At 72.9% G+C, this 16,824-nt stretch carries 18 protein-coding genes and 1 riboswitch; of the genes, 8 read left to right on the plus strand and 10 right to left on the minus strand.

The window, feature by feature from the left end:
• Positions 1-106: 106 nt before the first annotated feature.
• The 3 genes from ACFY8U_RS20875 to ACFY8U_RS20885 are packed head-to-tail and all read left to right on the plus strand — an operon-like array spanning position 107 to position 3,504.
• Positions 107-907: an SURF1 family protein gene (locus tag ACFY8U_RS20875; RefSeq protein WP_361766315.1), complete on the plus strand. Its 801-nt coding sequence runs from the start codon at positions 107-109 to the stop codon at positions 905-907.
• Between the two features lie 52 nt (positions 908-959).
• Positions 960-2,744: a glycoside hydrolase family 15 protein gene (locus tag ACFY8U_RS20880; RefSeq protein WP_389572223.1), complete on the plus strand. Its 1,785-nt coding sequence runs from the start codon at positions 960-962 to the stop codon at positions 2,742-2,744.
• A 4-nt stretch (positions 2,745-2,748) separates the two neighbouring features.
• Positions 2,749-3,504 (plus strand): SDR family oxidoreductase, encoded by a 756-nt coding sequence (locus ACFY8U_RS20885; RefSeq protein WP_361592541.1) that lies wholly within the window; start codon positions 2,749-2,751, stop codon positions 3,502-3,504.
• Between the two features lie 532 nt (positions 3,505-4,036).
• Here the strand turns inward: ACFY8U_RS20885 and amaP are convergent.
• From amaP to ACFY8U_RS20910, 5 genes are read right to left on the minus strand one after another with little or no spacing between them, the layout of a single operon-like run.
• On the minus strand, positions 4,037-4,624 hold the full coding sequence (gene amaP / locus ACFY8U_RS20890) for an alkaline shock response membrane anchor protein AmaP (protein WP_389572226.1): 588 nt from the start codon (positions 4,622-4,624) through the stop codon (positions 4,037-4,039).
• A gap of 4 nt (positions 4,625-4,628) precedes the next feature.
• Complete coding sequence (locus ACFY8U_RS20895) at positions 4,629-5,255, minus strand: DUF6286 domain-containing protein (protein WP_389572229.1); 627 nt, start codon at positions 5,253-5,255, stop codon at positions 4,629-4,631.
• A complete protein-coding gene (locus ACFY8U_RS20900; RefSeq protein ID WP_361432458.1) occupies positions 5,252-5,602 on the minus strand; it encodes an Asp23/Gls24 family envelope stress response protein in 351 nt (116 codons plus the stop codon). Before ACFY8U_RS20900 ends, ACFY8U_RS20895 begins: the two co-directional genes overlap by 4 nt.
• 6 nt (positions 5,603-5,608) lie before the next feature.
• Positions 5,609-5,848: a hypothetical protein gene (locus ACFY8U_RS20905; protein ID WP_389572232.1), complete on the minus strand. Its 240-nt coding sequence runs from the start codon at positions 5,846-5,848 to the stop codon at positions 5,609-5,611.
• 33 nt (positions 5,849-5,881) lie between these two features.
• The gene (locus tag ACFY8U_RS20910; protein ID WP_389572235.1) at positions 5,882-6,340 is read right to left on the minus strand and encodes an Asp23/Gls24 family envelope stress response protein; all 459 of its coding nucleotides are present in this window, start codon (positions 6,338-6,340) and stop codon (positions 5,882-5,884) included.
• 51 nt (positions 6,341-6,391) lie between these two features.
• Between ACFY8U_RS20910 and ACFY8U_RS20915 the strand changes: the two genes are divergently transcribed.
• Positions 6,392-7,078, plus strand: coding sequence for a hypothetical protein (locus tag ACFY8U_RS20915; protein WP_389572238.1), 687 nt, complete (start codon positions 6,392-6,394; stop codon positions 7,076-7,078).
• Positions 7,079-7,185: 107 nt separating this feature from the next.
• Here the strand turns inward: ACFY8U_RS20915 and ACFY8U_RS20920 are convergent, their stop codons facing one another.
• The 3 genes from ACFY8U_RS20920 to ACFY8U_RS20930 all read right to left on the minus strand — a co-directional run bounded on the left by ACFY8U_RS20920 (position 7,186) and on the right by ACFY8U_RS20930 (position 10,247).
• Positions 7,186-7,983, minus strand: coding sequence for an enoyl-CoA hydratase/isomerase family protein (locus ACFY8U_RS20920; protein ID WP_361767291.1), 798 nt, complete (start codon positions 7,981-7,983; stop codon positions 7,186-7,188).
• Between the two features lie 120 nt (positions 7,984-8,103).
• Positions 8,104-8,325 (minus strand): helix-turn-helix domain-containing protein, encoded by a 222-nt coding sequence (locus tag ACFY8U_RS20925; protein WP_006123601.1) that lies wholly within the window; start codon positions 8,323-8,325, stop codon positions 8,104-8,106.
• Positions 8,326-8,648: 323 nt separating this feature from the next.
• On the minus strand, positions 8,649-10,247 hold the full coding sequence (locus tag ACFY8U_RS20930) for an ABC-F family ATP-binding cassette domain-containing protein (protein ID WP_361432472.1): 1,599 nt from the start codon (positions 10,245-10,247) through the stop codon (positions 8,649-8,651).
• A 266-nt stretch (positions 10,248-10,513) separates the two neighbouring features.
• Here ACFY8U_RS20930 and ACFY8U_RS20935 point away from each other — a divergent pair, with 266 nt between their 5' ends.
• Complete coding sequence (locus tag ACFY8U_RS20935) at positions 10,514-11,404, plus strand: neutral zinc metallopeptidase (RefSeq protein ID WP_389572242.1); 891 nt, start codon at positions 10,514-10,516, stop codon at positions 11,402-11,404.
• 76 nt (positions 11,405-11,480) lie between these two features.
• Positions 11,481-11,882, plus strand: coding sequence for a VOC family protein (locus ACFY8U_RS20940; protein WP_389572245.1), 402 nt, complete (start codon positions 11,481-11,483; stop codon positions 11,880-11,882).
• On the opposite strand, the gene ACFY8U_RS20945 is transcribed toward ACFY8U_RS20940, so the two are convergent.
• Together ACFY8U_RS20945 and ACFY8U_RS20950 are read right to left on the minus strand one after the other, a co-directional pair.
• A complete protein-coding gene (locus tag ACFY8U_RS20945) occupies positions 11,858-13,420 on the minus strand; it encodes a hypothetical protein (RefSeq protein ID WP_389572247.1) in 1,563 nt (520 codons plus the stop codon). The genes ACFY8U_RS20940 and ACFY8U_RS20945 overlap by 25 nt on opposite strands.
• Positions 13,421-13,531: 111 nt before the next feature.
• Positions 13,532-14,659: an alpha/beta hydrolase gene (locus ACFY8U_RS20950; protein ID WP_389572249.1), complete on the minus strand. Its 1,128-nt coding sequence runs from the start codon at positions 14,657-14,659 to the stop codon at positions 13,532-13,534.
• Between the two features lie 396 nt (positions 14,660-15,055).
• Between ACFY8U_RS20950 and ACFY8U_RS20955 the strand changes: the two genes are divergently transcribed.
• Entirely contained in the window at positions 15,056-16,321 is a 1,266-nt protein-coding gene (locus ACFY8U_RS20955; RefSeq protein WP_389572251.1) for an anion permease, read from the plus strand.
• Positions 16,322-16,333: 12 nt separating this feature from the next.
• A complete protein-coding gene (locus tag ACFY8U_RS20960) occupies positions 16,334-16,555 on the plus strand; it encodes a hypothetical protein (protein WP_361767309.1) in 222 nt (73 codons plus the stop codon).
• A gap of 183 nt (positions 16,556-16,738) precedes the next feature.
• Positions 16,739-16,813, plus strand: a riboswitch (cobalamin riboswitch).
• The last annotated feature ends 11 nt before the right edge of the window (positions 16,814-16,824 follow it).

Genomic DNA, 16,824 nt, shown 5'->3' on the forward strand with positions numbered 1-16,824 from the left:
CGCGGCAGCCGGTGGCAGCCCGCGACCGCGCAGGCGGCCCCGGCCGCTCCCCGGCGACCGGAACCCCCGTGCGTGCACCCCATGACCACAGTTGTACGGTCATGGGGTGTACCGCTTCCTGTTGTCCCGGCAGTGGGTGATCCTCACCCTCGTGGCTCTCGTCCTCGTCCCGACGATGATCGAGCTGGGCTTCTGGCAGTTCCACCGGCACGAACGCCGGGTCGCGCAGAACGGCCTCATCGCGGACAACCTCAAGGCGGAGTCGCTCCCCGTCGAGAAGCTGACCTCCCCCGGCCACACGGTCCCGCGCGCCGACTACTGGCGCCAGGTCACGGCCACCGGCACGTTCGACAGCGCGCACGAGGTCGTCGTCCGCCGCCGCACCAACGCCGACGACAAGGTCGGTTTCCTCGTCCTGACCCCGCTGGCCCTCCAGGACGGCCGGGTCGTGCTCGTCAACCGCGGCTGGGTCCCGGCCGCGGCCGACCAGAAGGCGTACCCCCCGGTCCCGCCCGCGCCCAAGGGCGAGGTGACCGTGACCGGCCGGCTCAAGGCCGACGAGACGACCGGCGCCAGCGGGATCAAGGACCTGCGCGGGCTGCCGGACCGTCAGGTGATGCTGATCAACAGCGCGCAGCAGGCCGAGCTCACCGGCCGTACGGTGCTCGGCGGCTACATCGAGCAGACCGCGCCCGAACCCGCCGGGAACACCCCCGAGCTGATCCCCGAGCCCGACCACGACTCGATCGGCGCGCACATGGCGTACGCCGTGCAGTGGTGGCTCTTCGCCGCCGGTGTGCCGGTCGGGTGGGTGGTCCTGGTGCGCCGCGAGAAGCGCGACCGGGAGACCGCGGCCCGCACCGACGGCGGAGCGGACACCCCCGAACCGGCCCCGGCCGCGGTGTAGGCCACACCGTCCCTCTGATTGACCGTCGCCCCGTGCGGGAACACGCCAGAGCGTGACGCAACGTATCGACGACTACGCCCTCATCGGTGATCTGCAGACCGCCGCGCTCGTCGGACGCGACGGGTCGATCGACTGGCTGTGTCTGCCGCGATTCGACTCGGCCGCGTGCTTCGCCGCGTTGCTCGGGGACCAGGACAACGGCCACTGGCGGATCGCACCCAAGGGCGCCACCACCTGCACCACCCGGGGCTACGCCGGCGACTCGCTCGTCCTGGAGACGTACTGGGAGACGCGCACCGGCACCGTGAAGGTCGTCGACTTCATGCCGCAGCGCGACAGAGCGCCCGATGTCATGCGGATCGTGGAGGGCGTCAGCGGCACCGTCGAGATGAGCGCGGTGCTGCGGCTGCGCTTCGACTACGGCTCGATCGTGCCGTGGATGCGGCGCAGCGACGGCCACCATGTGGCCGTCGCGGGTCCCGACTCGGTCTGGCTGCGCAGCGAGCCGCCCGTGAAGACCTGGGGCCAGCAGTTCTCGACGTGCTCGTCGTTCACGGTCGACGAGGGCGAGAAGGTCGCGTTCGTGCTCACCTGGCACCCCTCGCACGAGCGGCGCCCCGAGCTGATCGACCCCTTCGGCGCGCTGGAGGACTGCCTGCGGGACTGGCGCGACTGGGCGGCGCACTGTGTGTACGAAGGGCCGTACCGGGAGGCGGTGGTGCGCTCGCTGATCACGCTCAAGGCGCTCACGTACGCGCCGACGGGCGGTATCGTCGCCGCGCCCACCACCTCGCTCCCGGAGGAGCTGGGCGGTGTGCGGAACTGGGACTACCGCTCCTGCTGGCTGCGCGACTCGACCCTCACCCTCGGCGCGCTGCTGTCGGCGGGCTATGTCGACGAGGCAGCTGCGTGGCGCGACTGGCTGCTGCGGGCGGTGGCGGGCGATCCGGCCGATCTGCAGATCATGTACGGGCCGGGCGGCGAGCGGCGGCTGCCGGAGATGACCCTGCCCTGGCTGAGAGGGTATGCGGATTCGGCGCCGGTACGGATCGGGAACGCCGCCGTCGAGCAGTTCCAGCTCGATGTGTACGGCGAGGTCATGGACTCGCTCAGCATGGCCCGGGAGGCCGGCATCCCACCGGTGGGGCACGCCTGGAACCTGCAGCTGAGCCTGCTCGGCTTCCTGGAGTCGAACTGGCGGGATCCGGACGAGGGGCTGTGGGAGGTGCGTGGGCCGCGCCGCCACTTCGTGCACTCGAAGGTGATGGCCTGGGTGGCCGCCGACCGGGCGGTGAGCACCCTGGAGGCCGACCCCTCGCTGCGCGGGGACGTGGCGCGCTGGCGGACGCTGCGGGACGAGATCCACGCGGACGTGTGCGCCAAGGGGTACGACCCCGAGCGCAACACGTTCACCCAGTCGTACGGTTCACGGGAACTGGACGCGGCGACGCTGCTGATCCCGCGGGTCGGGTTCCTGCCGCCGGACGATCCCCGGGTGGTGGGGACGGTGGACGCGGTGCGCAAGGAGCTGACGCACGGCGGTTTCGTCCGCCGCTACAGCACCGAAGGGGCCTCGGTCGACGGCCTTCCCGGCGGCGAGGGAACGTTTCTGGTCTGCTCGTTCTGGATGGCGGACGCGCTGCGGATGACCGGGCGGGAGGCCGAGGCGCGGGAGCTCTTCGAGTGCCTTGTGGAGCTCCGTAACGACGTCGGGCTGCTCGCGGAGGAGTACGACCCGGTGGCGCGGCGCCAGCTGGGCAACTTCCCGCAGGCGTTCAGCCACATCGGCCTGGTGGGGACCGCTCTCGCGCTGCCGTGGCAGGACCCGGCAGGATAGGCCCATGGATCTTGGACTGAAGGACCGGGTGTACGTGGTGACCGGCGCGACGCGGGGGCTCGGCCGTGCCTCGGCCGAGGCGCTGCTCGCCGAGGGCGCGAAGGTGCTGGTCACCGGGCGCGAGGCCAAGTCGGTCGAGGAGGCGGTCGCGGAGCTGGGCCCGGGCGCGGCCGGCCTCGCCGCCGACAACGCCGACCCCGGGACCCCCGCCCGGCTGATCGCGGAGGCGCGGTCCCGCTTCGGGCGCTTCGACGGCGTCCTCGTCAGCGTGGGCGGCCCCGCGCCGGGCTTCGGCGCGGACAACACCGACGAGCAGTGGGCGTCGGCGTTCGAGAGCGTCTTCCTCGGGGCGGTACGGATGGCCAGGGCGGCGGCGGAGGAACTGACCGAGGGCGGAGTCATCGGCTTCGTGCTCTCGGGCTCGGTCCACGAGCCGATCCCGGGCCTGACGATCTCCAACGGGCTGCGCCCGGGGCTCGCCGGGTTCGCGAAGTCCCTGGCGGCGGACCTGGGGCCGCGGGGCATCCGGGTGGTGGGCGTGCTCCCGGGCCGGATCGACACGGACCGGGTGCGTCAGCTCGACGCGCTCTCGGGCGACGCGGAGGCGTCACGCGCGGCGAACGAGTCCCGTATCCCGCTGCGGCGCTACGGCACCCCGGCGGAGTACGGCCGGACGGCGGCGTTCCTGCTCTCACCGGCGGCGTCGTACGTGACGGGCGTGATGATGTCGGTGGACGGCGGCGCCCGGCACGGCTTCTGACCGTCACCCGAGCCGCGGGGTTCGGCCGGCCGCACCGGGCGCGGGGTTCGGTCGGCTGCACCAGTGCGCGGGTTCCGGTCGGCTACACCGGCCGCGGGTTCCGACCGGGCACGCCGGCGCCGCGGGTTTGACCGGCCTGCACCGGGGCCGCGGGTACGGGCCGGCTGCACCGGGCGCCGTTCCCACCAGCCGCACCAGGCCGCCGGTCCCGACCGGCTGCTTCGGGCCGCGGGGTTCGGTCGGCCTAACCAGGCCGCCAGTTCCGACGGCAGCACCAGGCCGCTAGTCCCGACCGGCCGCACCGGGCCGCCGGTTCCGACCAGCCGCACCGGGCCGCCGGTTCCCGCCGGCCGCACCAGGCCGCCGGTTCCCACCATCCGTACCAGGCGCAGGTTCCCGCCGGCCGCACCAGGCCGCTGGTCCCGACCGGCCGCACCGGGCGCCGCAGGCTCCGGCCGGCCGTACCAGGCGCAGGTTGCCGGCGGCCCTGCCGCCTCGGCGGCAGGGTCGCGCCCGGTGCCGCGACGTCTCGTCAGGTCACCCGCCGCGCGCGGTGCTTGACCGCGCGGAGACGGGCCTCCGTCGGGAGCGTGCTCAGGCCGGTCGAGGTGCGGGCGTGGTCCAGGGCCTCGGTGGCGAGCGTGGTCAGGGCGGCAACCGGGGAGGCGTACGGCTCCAGGCGCAGCGCCACGCGCGTGCGCGGGGCCGTGCGGCGCCCCGTCAGGGAGACCTTGGCACTGGACACCCCCTCCTGGGCCGTCGCGTCCGCCGCGACGACGGTCTCCAGGGTCCGTCCCCGTACCGTCGCCACCTCCCCGTCTCCCGTGTCGATGAGGATCTCCGCGAGCCGGGCGCGCCGGAGCTGGGCGAGCAGCCACCACAGGGCCAGGATCACGACCACGCCGAGGACGGCGATCACCACCGGCCACCACCAGCCCTCGTCACGCCAGCGCAGCCGGTCCGCGCGGCTCAGCAGGACGTCGGAGGGGCCCTTCCAGGGCCACCACGAGGGCACTGCCAGATCGAACCCGGCCGCGAGCACCGCCCCGCCGCCGGCGACGAGCACCAGGCCCACGAGTCCGAGCACCACGCGGTTGACGCGCCGGAGAATGACGGTCACCCCTTCACCTCTTCTTCAGCGGGCGGCCCACCCGTACGGTCAGCGCCGGGGGGCGGGCGAGGCCCAGTTCGTCGATGCCGGTCCCGAGGACGCTCTCCACGTCGGCGCGCACCTCGTCGAGTTCGCGGAAGTGCGAGACCGCCCGCACCGCCACCTTCCTGCGCTTCATCCGTACCCGTACGGACTGCACACCGGAGACCTCCATAGCCCGGTCCCGCAGGGTCAGGGCCGCGGCGTCGCGGTCGAGTCCGGCCCGCACGTCGGCGTGGTCGCGCCGCATCGGGAGGACGGCGCGCAGCCCCGGGGTGGCCGCCAGGATCAGGAGCCAGAGCCCGATCAGTACGGCGACGCCCGCGCCGATCAGCACCAGGACGTCGTCGAGGGGCCGGGTCGCCAGGTCGTCGGCGAGTTCGCGGCGCCAGTCCATGGCCGTGCGGCCCGCCCGTACGGCGGCCACGTCGTAGAGCAGCAGGCCGGTGCCGCCGAGGAGGATCAGGGCGATCAGGGCCGCCGGGATCCGCCGTACCGCCCAGAAACGGCGGGCGCGCGGCGCGGGCTGCGGCGCGGGTTCCTCCGGTGGGCCCTCCGGTGCGGGTGCGGGGTCGGGTCGGGTGCCGGTGTCCGTGGTCATCGCAGCTCCCGCCCGCCCGACTCGCGTGCCGTACGCGGGGAGTGCAGGCGCTCGACGTGGATGGCCACTTCGGGGACCTCCAGCCCCGCCAGGTCCCGTACCCGGCGGATCACCTGGCTGCGGACCGCCAGGCACTGCCCGCGGAGGTCCGAGGGGTAGCCCAGTTCCAGGTTGATCGAGACGCGCGCCGCGTCACGCTGCACCACGACCGAGGCAAGGGGCGCGGAGCCGCCCTGCGGCAGCACGCCGAGCGCTTCCCGCGCCGCCCGCGCGGCGATCTTCGCGACGACCCGGTCGGCGACCGTGGTCGCCCCGCGGCCGGCCGGGCCCACTGTATCGGCTGTCACCTCCGGTCACCGCAGCCGATCGCCGCGCTCGCGGCCTCGGAAGTCGCCGCGCTCGCGGCCTCGGAAGTCGCCGCGCTCGCGGCTTCGGAAGAAGTCGCCGAGTTCGAGGTCCCCCTCCAGGAACCGCCCGACGACGAAGCCGATCGCGCCCAAAGCCGCGACCAGCACGAACGCCCCGAAACCGCCGAAGTATCCGGCGAATCCGAGGGCCATTCCGGCCACCAGGCCGACCACCGCCATGCTCATGCTGAGCCCTTTCAGTCCGACCGCCGACGACTACTACTGGAGTCGCGGCTCCGGCTCTTCTTCCTCTTCCTCCGGCAGCTTCACGTCGCTGACCGCGATATTGACCTCGACGACGTCCAGGCCGGTCATCCGCTCCACTTCCGCAATGACGTTCTCGCGCACGGCCCCGGCCACGTCGGCGATGGCAGCGCCGTACTCGACGACGATCTCCAGGTCGAGCGCGGTCTGCACCTCGCCGACCTCGGCCTTCACACCGCGGGTGGCGCCCGCCTTGGTTCCTCCTCCGCCTGGCACCCTGTCGCGCACCGCGCCGATGGTGCGGGAGAACCCGCTGCCCATGGCGTGGACGCCGTCGACCTCACGTGCGGCCAGACCGGCGATCTTCTCGACGACGCCGTCGGCGATGGTGGTCCGGCCGCGGGTGGCAGGATCGCCACCAGCACGCTTGGTCACGGACGGTTCCCTGGGGTGTGCGGGGTCATTCATCACCATTCATCCCTTCTTTGCTGATATCTACGCCTTTGCCCACATTAGGCTGGGCCAATGACGACGACATCTGGAACGGGACGGCCGGGAGCCGTACGCGAGCGGCTCAGGCCGGGCCGGTTGCTTCCCCTGGGGGAGGCGAGGGACGGCGCGTGGCTGGCGGAGCGGGCGGCCCGGGAGGTGCTGCTCCAAGGGCTCTCGGCCGTACGGGGCGTGGTGCCGGGGAAGCTACGGGTGGGGCTCGCGGAGGTGGGCCCGGAGACGCCGTTCGCCGTACCGCCGGGCGGGCTGCCGCCGGGGCCGCTGCGGATCACCGGGGAGTTCGCGATGGATGCCGGCCTGGCGGGGGACAGGCCGCTGCCGGTCGTGGCGGAGGAGGTGCGCGAGAGCCTGTTCGCCACGGCGGAGCGGGATCTGGGCCTGGTGATCGTGGCGGTCGACCTGCGGGTGACCGGGTTCGTCGAGGGCTCCCCGGATTCGAAGGCCCTCACTCCCCCACCCGGGGGAACCGGGCCGGTGGTGGACGACCCGGTGGCTCGCGCCGTGCTGAAGGTGGAGGGCGTGGCGGGGCTGGCGTCCGTGCTCGGCTTCCCCGTCCGCCGCACGACGAGCACGCTGCGGCTGGAACTGGCGGTGGCCCGCGGCCACCGCGCCCTGGACGTCGCCCGCGCGGCCCGCGCCCGCGCCGCCGCGACGGCCCCCGAGGTCGAGGAGATCACCGTCCTCGTGTCGGAGATCCGCTGAGACACCCACCGGGGGCGTGCGCCACATGGCCGAACCGAGCCGATGAGGCACGCCGGGACCCAGAGGCGTGCCGACGGGCCCGGCGGCGCGCCGGGCCCGACAGGTCGTCAGTCGCCGAGGCCCGCCAGGTCGCGCAGGCGGCGGGCCTGGGCGGCGCGTTCGGCGGTGCGCTGAGCCTCGTAGGAGCGGTCGCCGGCGCCCTGGAGCAGCGCCTTGGTCTCGATCACCGCGTCGCGCGGGCCGGCGAGCAGCGCGGCGCTCAAGTCCTGCACCGCGGCGTCGAGTTCGTCGACGGGCACGGCGATGTTGGCGAGGCCGATGCGCTCGGCCTCCTGCGCGTGGACGAAGCGGCCCGTCGCGCAGATCTCCAGCGCACGGGCATAGCCCACGAGACCCACGAGCGGGTGCGTGCCGGTGAGGTCCGGTACGAGCCCCAGGCTGGTCTCGCGCATGGCGAACTGCACGTCGTCGGCGACGACCCGCAGGTCGCAGGCGAGGGCGAGCTGGAACCCGGCCCCGATGGCGTGCCCCTGGACGGCCGCGATCGACACGATGTCGCTGCGGCGCCACCAGGTGAACGCCTCCTGGTACTCGGCGATGACCGCGTCCAGGTCCTCGTCCGAACCGCGTGCCAGGTCCAGGAAGGACGGCTCTCCGTCGAAGCCCTCGGGCGTGAACGCCTGCCGGTCGAGCCCGGCGGAGAAGGACTTGCCCTCACCGCGCAGGACGACGACCCGCACGCTGCCCGGCAGTGACCGTCCGGCCTCCGTCAACGCCCGCCACAGAGCGGGAGACTGGGCGTTGCGCTTCGCCGGATTGGTCAGGGCCACCGTGGCAACGGCGTCCTCGACGGTGAGCCGTACACCGTCCTTGTCGAACACGAGCACAGAGTCGAGCGAAGTCATGGGGCGCCTCCGGTTCCGGTGCAGCACTGCTAAGTGACTGCACAGTAACCACCCGGTCGACCGCACGGGCGACCGGGTGGCCACCGCGAGAACCGATGGGACCCGACGAACCGCGCCCGGTCAGGCCGAGGCTGCCTTCTTGCCCCGTGTCGCCCCACCGCGTCCACGCAGCGTGACTCCGGACTCACTGAGCATCCGGTGGACGAATCCGTAGGAGCGGCCGGTTTCCTCGGCCAGCGCCCGGATGCTCGCACCGGAGTCGTACTTCTTCTTCAGGTCTGCCGCGAGCTTGTCGCGCGCGGCGCCGGTCACCCGGCTGCCCTTCTTCAGAGTCTCGGCCACCCGTGCCTCCTCATGGGAAGTGCGCTCTGGACTTCTCATGATCACCCCTCCCGGACGTCCTGGCCACCCATTCGACAAGGTCTGTGCCGTCAGGTTTGCGGACGGCGAAGCTCTCCTCACAACCGGAATCACATATTCCGGGGTACGTGACCCCCCTCACGCGACACGCCCGGCCAGGAAGTGCCAGGTCAGCGCGGCAGCGGGGGGACAAAGACGGCGCGGCCCCGGCGGAAGGATTCCGCGCGGAGCCGCGCCGGGGAGTACGAGACGCCCTCACTCAGATGATGGATCACCCATGAGCCGAATGATCCATACCGAGATGATCAGGCGAGGGCCACGAGGTCCTTGTAGTCCGGGCCCCACAGATCCTCGACGCCGTCCGGGAGCAGGATGATCCGCTCCGGCTCCAGCGCGTCGACCGCGCCCTCGTCGTGTGTGACGAGGACGACCGCGCCCTTGTAGGTGCGCAGCGCGCCGAGGATCTCCTCGCGGCTGGCGGGGTCGAGGTTGTTGGTCGGCTCGTCGAGGAGCAGCACGTTCGCCGAGGAGACCACCAGGGTCGCGAGGGCCAGCCGGGTCTTCTCACCGCCGGAGAGGACACCGGCCGGCTTGTCGACGTCGTCGCCGGAGAAGAGGAAGGAGCCGAGCGTCTTGCGCACCTCGACGAGGTCGAGGTCGGGCGCGGACGACCGCATGTTCTCCAGGACGGTGCGGTCCGGGTCGAGCGTCTCGTGCTCCTGGGCGTAGTAGCCGAGCTTGAGGCCGTGGCCGGGGGTGACCTCGCCGGTGTCGGGCTTCTCGGCCCCGGCGAGCAGACGCAGCAGCGTGGTCTTGCCCGCGCCGTTGAGGCCGAGGATGACGACGCGCGACCCCTTGTCGATCGCGAGGTTCACATCGGTGAAGATTTCCAGCGAGCCGTACGACTTCGACAGGCCCTCGGCGGTCAGCGGGGTCTTGCCGCAGGGCGCGGGCTCCGGGAAGCGGAGCTTGGCGACCTTGTCGTTGACCCGGACCGCCTCCAGACCCGAGAGCAGGCGCTCGGCACGCTTGGCCATGTTCTGCGCGGCGACGGTCTTGGTGGCCTTGGCGCGCATCTTGTCGGCCTGCGAGTTGAGGGCGGCGGCCTTCTTCTCGGCGTTCTGGCGCTCGCGCTTCCGGCGCTTCTCGTCGGCCTCGCGCTGCTGCTGGTAGAGCTTCCAGCCCATGTTGTAGACGTCGATCGCCGAGCGGTTGGCGTCCAGGTAGAAGACCTTGTTCACGACGGTCTCGACGAGGTCGACGTCGTGGGAGATGACGATGAAGCCGCCGCGGTAGGTCTTCAGGTAGTCGCGCAGCCAGACGATGGAGTCGGCGTCGAGGTGGTTGGTGGGCTCGTCGAGGAGCAGCGTGTCGGCGTCGGAGAACAGGATCCGGGCCAGCTCGACGCGGCGGCGCTGACCACCGGAGAGGGTGTGCAGCGGCTGCCCGAGGACCCGGTCGGGGAGCCCGAGGGCGGCGGCGATGGTCGACGCCTCGGCCTCGGCGGCGTACCCGCCCTTGGTGAGGAACTCGGTCTCCTGGCGCTCGTACTGCTTCATCGCCTTGTCGCGCGTGCCGCCGGTGCCGGTCGCGATGCGCTCCTCGTTCATCCGCATCTTCTTGATGAGGACGTCCAGGCCGCGGGCGGACAGGATGCGGTCGCGGGCCAGGACGTCGAGGTCGCCGGTGCGCGGGTCCTGCGGGAGGTAGCCGACCTCGCCGGAGCGGGCGATCTGCCCGGCGGCGGGCATGCCCTCGCCCGCGAGGCACTTGGTGAGGGTGGTCTTGCCCGCTCCGTTGCGGCCGACGAGGCCGATGCGGTCGCCCTTGGCGATGCGGAAGGAAGCGGACTCGATGAGGATGCGGGCGCCGGCGCGCAGCTCGATGCCGGAAGCGGTGATCACGGACAGACTCCAGGGCGGACGGTTCGGCGGAAAGGGCTGTATGCGGATTCGACGCCGCTAGTCATGCGCGGGGAGAATGGCCATACGGCCAGTCTAACGGGCGCATGCAACTGCTTTTCGGCCACAGTCCGGCGCCGGCCCCTCACCGCACGTACTGCCACTTAACGCCCGTGAGTGACAAAAGGGGCGATCCTCATCGGATTCTCCGATACTCGGGCGGAGGGCGGCGGCCACTGCCGCGGCAGAGACGCAGAGGGTGGTGGCCCATGCAGTTCGACGACGACGCCGACCTGGACACCTCGGAGGTACGGGACGTCCGCGGCAGCCGCATCCCCGGCGGGAAGGCCACCGTCGGCGGCGGCATCGTCGGCTTCATCGCCCTGATCCTGGGGCTGCTCTTCGGGGTGGGTCCCGAGCAGCTGGGCCTCACCTCCGGCGACCCCGCGCCGGTCGCGACGTCGTCCTCGGCGGCCCAGATCGAGCAGACCTGCCGGACCGGCGCCGACGCGAACACCCGCGAGGACTGCCGGATCGTCGCGGTCGTCAACAGCGTCCAGGACTTCTGGCGGGCGGAGTACGAGCGGCGCGGCGGCCGGTACGGGGACGCGCGCACGGTCATGTTCAGCAACCGGGTCGGCACCGCCTGCGGCTCGGCCACCTCCGCGGTCGGGCCGTTCTACTGCCCCGGCGACCGCCAGGTCTATCTGGACCTGGGCTTCTTCGACGAGCTGCGGACCACGTTCGGGTCGACCGGCGGACCCTTCGCGCAGGCGTACGTGGTGGCGCACGAGTACGGCCACCACGTGCAGAACATGATGGGCACCCTGGCCCGCGCCCAGGACGGGCGGACGGGCGCGAACTCCAACGCCGTACGGGTCGAGCTGCAGGCCGACTGCTATGCGGGCGTCTGGGCGCGCCACGCGACGACCACGCCGGACGAGAAGACGGGCCGGCCGCTGCTCACCAACCTGACCGAGGCCGACATCCGCGACGGTCTGGACGCGGCGGCCGCGGTCGGCGACGACCGCATCCAGGAGAAGTTCCAGGGCCGGGTGACGCCGGAGAACTGGACGCACGGCTCGGCCGCGCAGCGCCGGCAGTGGTTCGCCACCGGCTTCCGCACCGGGGACATGGCGCGGTGCAACACCTTCGGCTGACGCGCCCCGATGTCGGCGCCGGATGCCAGACTGAGATCCAGGTCACATTCCCCCGCCGCGAGAAGGAGTGATCGGGATGGCTGAGGCACCCCATATCTGTCCGACCCTGACCTACCACGACGCACACGCCGCGATCCGGCAGCTCACCGAGGCGTTCGGCTTCACCCGCACCGCGGTGTACGAGGGCGAGGACGGCAAGGTCGTGCACGCCGAGCTGTCGTACGGCAACGGCATGGTGATGCTCGGCAGCAAGGGCACCGGCAGCGAGTTCGACAAGCTGGTCGAGGGCTCCGGACCCAGCGGGGTGTACGTCCACGTGGACGACGTGGACGAACACCACGCCCGGTCGGTGGCCCACGGCGTCGACATCGTGATGCCTCCGACGGACCAGGAGTACGGCTCGCGCGACTACATCGCGCGGGACGGCGAGGGCAACGTCTGGAGCTTCGGCACCTATCTGCCGGGGGCCTCCGACTGAGAGCGGCGGGGGGTCAGGCTCCCCCCGGTGTGGACCTGGAAGGCCGCCCGGCGGACCGCCTTGGCGAGGGCGGGGTCGGGGTGGGCCGCGGCGAGGGCGACGAGGACCTGGACCGTACGGGGATGGCCGACGGCGCGCACCGCGTCGAGGAGCGCCGGGACCGTGCCCTGGACGGCCGAGTCGAGGTGGCGCACCAGGAGCGTGCTCTCCCCGTGGTCGGCGACGGCCGCGGCGGTGTCCACCCAGAGCCAGGTGGCTTCCTCCCGGGTGAGCACCTCCGGGGCGTCGTCGGGGTCGGCGCCTTCGTACTCGGCGATCCAGAGCAGGGCGTACGGCCGGAGCGAGGCCTCCTCGGCCGCTGCCCGGACCTCGGCCTCGGCGGGGGCACCGACGACGCGGAGCGCCTCGAAGGCGAGGCCGCGCAGCAGGGCGTCCTCACCGCGGGCGACGGCGAGCAGTTCGGCGACCGCGCTGGTGAGCGTGCGGGCGGCGAGCCAGGCGCGGTACTCGTCGCGGGCCGGACCGGGGGTGAGGCTCGCGCAGCCGCGGAGCATGTCCTCGGCGGACTGCTCGATGTTGCCGGCGGGGCTCTGGGCGGCGACGCAGATCTGCTCCAGCTTGACCCAGACCGCCCAGTTGCCGAGCGGCGTCAGGGTGGCCTGGCGGCCGTCGGATCCCTCGCCGAGGGTCAGGGCGCCGACGGCGGCGAGACCCTCCAGGGCCCAGTCGAGCAGGGCGGCGAGCCCTTCGTGGCCGGGGACGGAGGCGGCGGCGGTGCCTGACACGGTGTCGGGAGCGGTGTCGGCGCCCTCGACGGGCACCTCGCAGCGCTCCTCGCGCAGCTCCTCGACCCGCTGCCGCAGCAGGTCGAGGAGGGCGGGGACCACCACCGGGCCCGCGGAGAGCTGAAGGAGCGAGAGCACCTGGGGGACGGCCTCGACGACCTCGGCGACGGCGCCGGGCGCGACGTCCGCCGGGGCGGGGTGGACCAGGGACCAGGCGTCGAACAGGGCGACCCAGCCGCGCAGGACGGCGGAGTCGTCGCGGTCCCAGGCGTGCAGCCGCCAGCCGGGGCGGGCGGTGTCACCGTGGAGTTCGACGAGGCCGGCGAGCCGTGCCCGGTCCCAGCCGGCCCGGATCTGGCCGGGCGTCAGGTCGAGTGCGGCGGCGGCCCGTTCCTGGGCGGGGACGCCGTCGGGGGCGGCCACGGGGGCCTCGGGGTTCGCGGCGCCCTTCGCGGCTCCCGCCACGGGGGCGGTCACGGGGGCGGTCGCGCGGACGGACCGGGGGCCGGACGCCGCCGAGGTGTCCGCACCGCCGTCGAGGGTGACCCAGCGGGCGATCCGTACGGCGTCGGCGAGGACGGTCCGCGCCTGGCGGGCCAGCTCCGCGCGGGGCGGAGTGCCCTCCGGCGGCCGCGGGGCCGGGCGGGTCCGCCGGGTCGTCACGGCACGCCGGGCCGTGGCGAGTGCCCGCGGACGGACAAGTCGGAGTCTGGAGTTGCGCGCCAATTGCTCATCGGGCTTTCGAGACGTCACGGGGGCAGTCTTCCCGTTGGCGGCCCGAAAGCCCAATCGGAATCGAGGAGGCCGCCGGAACACCGGCCGTACGCCCCAGGCCGGGGGAGGGAGCGAGGGCCGTGGGAGGGCCTAAAGGAGAGGGGTGACGAAGCGTCGCAGGGCCTCTTCGTAGCGGACCGGGTCGGCGTTCCACATCGCCGCGTGCGGGGCTCCGCGGACGGTGTTCAGGGTGACCAGTTCCGGGCGTCGGGCGGCCAGTTCGAGGGAGGGCTCCCAGGGGGCGATCGTGTCGTCGGGGCCGTGGAAGACGAGCGTCGGCACGCGCAGGGCGGCCGGGTCGGCGGCCTCCCGGACGCGGTCGCCGTGCAGCCCGGCCCTGCCCTGCGCGGCGCGGACGGCCAGCGGCAGCAGCGGCCCTGGCACGCGGCGGGCCGCGGCGAGGTTGCGCAGGGTGGCCTCCCGGTCGAGGACCGGGGAGTCCAGGACGAGGCCGCGGATGACGTCCCGTACGCCCGAGTCGGCGGCGGCGTGCAGGGCCATCGTGGCGCCGGGCCCCCAGCCGTACAGGACGACGTGCTCGGCGCCCCTGCGGACGGCGTAGCGGATGGCGGCGTCGACGTCGCGCCACTCGGAGTCGCCGAGGTGACCGAGGCCGTCGGGGGACGGGGGCGCGCCCTCGTCGCCGCGGTAGGAGAGGCAGAGGACGGGGATCTGCCGCCGGGAGAGGAAGGGGACGAGGTTGAGGGGGTGCCGTCGGCTGGTCCCGATGCCGTGCAGGGCGATGACCCACGTGGGGCGCGGGCCGGGGACGAGCCAGGCGGGCAGGGCGCCGAGCTCGCCGGGGATCTCGACGTCCTCGTGGTCGACGCCGAGGGAGCTGCGCGGGGTGCCGCTGTGCAGCTCGGGGGTGAGGCGGACCCGGGCGCCGGGCTCCAGGTCGCCGAGCTCGACGCGTTCCAGACGGCGTACGACGGTGTCCGCGGTGTGCGGCACCCGGTCGAGGGCGGGGCCCACCACCGCGTGGACGCCGGCGCCCTCGATCCCGTACGTACCGGGGCGCAGGGAGGCGAGGCTGCGGGTGAGGGTGACCCGGTCGGGACCCGTGGCGTGCACGGTGAGCCGGGGGTCGCCGGGCAGGGGCCGGCCGGACGAGGCCTTGAGGGCGACGTCGCCTGCGTACCGGCCGGCCGCGATCACGGCCGCGCCGACACCGATCAGAGTGGTGACGGCCGCTGCCGTCGCTGTAGCCGGGCGCACGGTCCCAGTGTCGACAGGTCCGGCCGGGGCTGCCACCGGACGGAGCCGCCCGTGGTCCGTCGCCCGCCGGCCCCCGGTCCGCCCGCTTCCGGCCCCCCGGGGAGTGACATGGATCTCCTTCGCGGGTCCCTCGGTCGGCTGACGCGGTGTCCGAGCCGTCCACGGGCTGACACGGGCGGCCAGGGAGGAAGCGGCGGGAGTCGTCCATGTCCGGTGATGGCACGGATTACCCGGGGTCGCACGCTGCCCACATCGTGGACAGACCATCCGCCCGCGCCTAAGCGGAATCTCTGGTCCCCGGTTGGAGTCACCGCACCGCCCGGCTCAGTTCACCTTCCGTTCACTCAGGTTGCCTACGTTCGTCCAGCCACTGACGTCAAACGATTGCCTGGGTAAATGGAACACATCACGCTGCTGCTCGCGATTGTGGTCGTGACAGCTCTCGTGTTCGATTTCACGAACGGTTTCCACGACACCGCCAACGCGATGGCGACGACCATCTCGACCGGTGCCCTCAAGCCCAAGACGGCGGTGGCCATGTCCGCCGTGCTCAACCTGGTCGGCGCGTTCCTGTCCGTCGAGGTCGCCAAGACGATCTCCGGCGGGATCATCAATGAACAGGGCATTCGTACCGAAGTGATCTTCGCGGCGCTCGTCGGCGCCATCCTCTGGAATCTGCTGACCTGGCTCCTGGGTCTGCCGTCCAGCTCCTCCCACGCCCTCTTCGGCGGACTCATCGGCGCGGCCGTGATGTCGGCCGGCTGGTCGGCCGTCAACGGCTCGACCGTGGTCAGCAAGGTCCTCATCCCCGCGATCGCCGCGCCGCTCGTCGCCGGTCTCGCCGCGATGGCGGCCACGAAGCTGACGTACAAGATCGGCTCCAAGACGGACACGAAGGCCACGGCCAAGGGCTACCGGGCCGGCCAGATCGCCTCCGCAGGTCTCGTCTCCCTCGCGCACGGCACCAACGACGCGCAGAAGACGATGGGTGTCATCACCCTCGCCCTGGTGACCGGCGGCGTCCTCGCCCCCGGCTCCAACCCCCCGATGTGGGTCGTCGTCGCCGCCGGTGTCGCGATCGCCCTCGGCACCTACCTCGGCGGCTGGCGCATCATCCGCACCATGGGCAAGGGCCTCACCGACCTCCAGCCGCAGCAGGGCTTCGCCGCCCAGACCAGCGCCGCGACGGTCATCCTGGCCTCGTCCAACCTGGGCTTCTCCCTCTCCACCACGCAGTCCTGCTCCGGCGCCGTGATGGGCGCGGGTCTCGGCCGCAAGGGCGGAGTCGTCCGCTGGTCGACCGCGACCCGGATGTTCGTCGCCTGGGGTCTGACCCTGCCGGCCGCGGGTCTGGTCGGCGCCGGCGCCGAGTTCCTCACCAAGCAGGGCCCCTGGGGCGTCGCCGCCGTCGCGGTCCTCCTGGTCGCCGGCTCGGCGGTCATCTGGGCGCTCTCGCGCCGCAAGCCCGTCGACCACCACAACGTCACCGCCGACGAGATCGACGGCGAGCCCGCCGGCGTCGTGACCACCGCGATCGCGGCCGTCACCCCGCCCGCGCCCGCCGGTGCCTTCGCCTCCGTCGCGGACGAGGACCTCAAGACCACCATCCCCTCGCCGGCCCCCACGGACCCGGCAGCCCCCGCCGCCCCGGCCGCGGTGTAAGGAACCAACGACATGAAGATCGACTGGGCAGCTCTCGGCTCCGTCTTCGGAGTCAGCCTCGTGGCGACCGTGGCCCTGGTGGGCCTGTTCACCCTCGGCATCATCGGCCTCTCCAAGCAGGAGCAGGCCGCCTCCCAGGGTGGCTCCGCCGCCCTGGCGCGCACCGGCGCGTACGCCTGCTTCGCGCTCTGCGCGGCGGCCGTCGCGTACGGCATCTATCTGATCGTCGTCTGACGACGGTCCCGCTTCGACTGCCGGGCGGGCCGCACCTTCGGGTGCGGCCCGCCCGGCCTTCGTTTCACGGGGCCCGATCGTAGGCCGTGTGGTGCTTCGCACACTGTCCCGCCGCAGGTCAAACGTGAGTTGACGGGTGTTCGCACAGCGTGGTGGACTTCCGGGGCCATTACGGCGGCAAGCAGAGGAAGCCCGGTGCGAATCCGGCGCGGTCCCGCCACTGTGACCGGGGAGTCCATCCCCGGGAGCCAGGAACTCTCGCCGCCGGT

The organism is Streptomyces sp. NPDC012508, assembly GCF_042902595.1.
GTDB lineage: Bacteria > Actinomycetota > Actinomycetes > Streptomycetales > Streptomycetaceae > Streptomyces.

Excerpts from the sequence above, each read along its gene's own strand:
- ACFY8U_RS20905 (WP_389572232.1), bottom strand. The coding sequence starts at position 5,848 with ATGAGCATGGCGGTGGTCGGCCTGGTGGCCGGAATGGCCCTCGGATTC.
- ACFY8U_RS20885 (WP_361592541.1), top strand. The coding sequence starts at position 2,749 with ATGGATCTTGGACTGAAGGACCGGGTGTACGTGGTGACCGGCGCGACG.
- ACFY8U_RS20920 (WP_361767291.1), bottom strand. The coding sequence starts at position 7,983 with ATGACTTCGCTCGACTCTGTGCTCGTGTTCGACAAGGACGGTGTACGG.
- ACFY8U_RS20960 (WP_361767309.1), top strand. The coding sequence starts at position 16,334 with ATGAAGATCGACTGGGCAGCTCTCGGCTCCGTCTTCGGAGTCAGCCTC.
- ACFY8U_RS20915 (WP_389572238.1), top strand. The coding sequence starts at position 6,392 with ATGACGACGACATCTGGAACGGGACGGCCGGGAGCCGTACGCGAGCGG.
- ACFY8U_RS20910 (WP_389572235.1), bottom strand. The coding sequence starts at position 6,340 with ATGGTGATGAATGACCCCGCACACCCCAGGGAACCGTCCGTGACCAAG.
- ACFY8U_RS20955 (WP_389572251.1), top strand. The coding sequence starts at position 15,056 with ATGGAACACATCACGCTGCTGCTCGCGATTGTGGTCGTGACAGCTCTC.
- ACFY8U_RS20940 (WP_389572245.1), top strand. The coding sequence starts at position 11,481 with ATGGCTGAGGCACCCCATATCTGTCCGACCCTGACCTACCACGACGCA.
- ACFY8U_RS20895 (WP_389572229.1), bottom strand. The coding sequence starts at position 5,255 with ATGACCACGGACACCGGCACCCGACCCGACCCCGCACCCGCACCGGAG.
- ACFY8U_RS20935 (WP_389572242.1), top strand. The coding sequence starts at position 10,514 with ATGCAGTTCGACGACGACGCCGACCTGGACACCTCGGAGGTACGGGAC.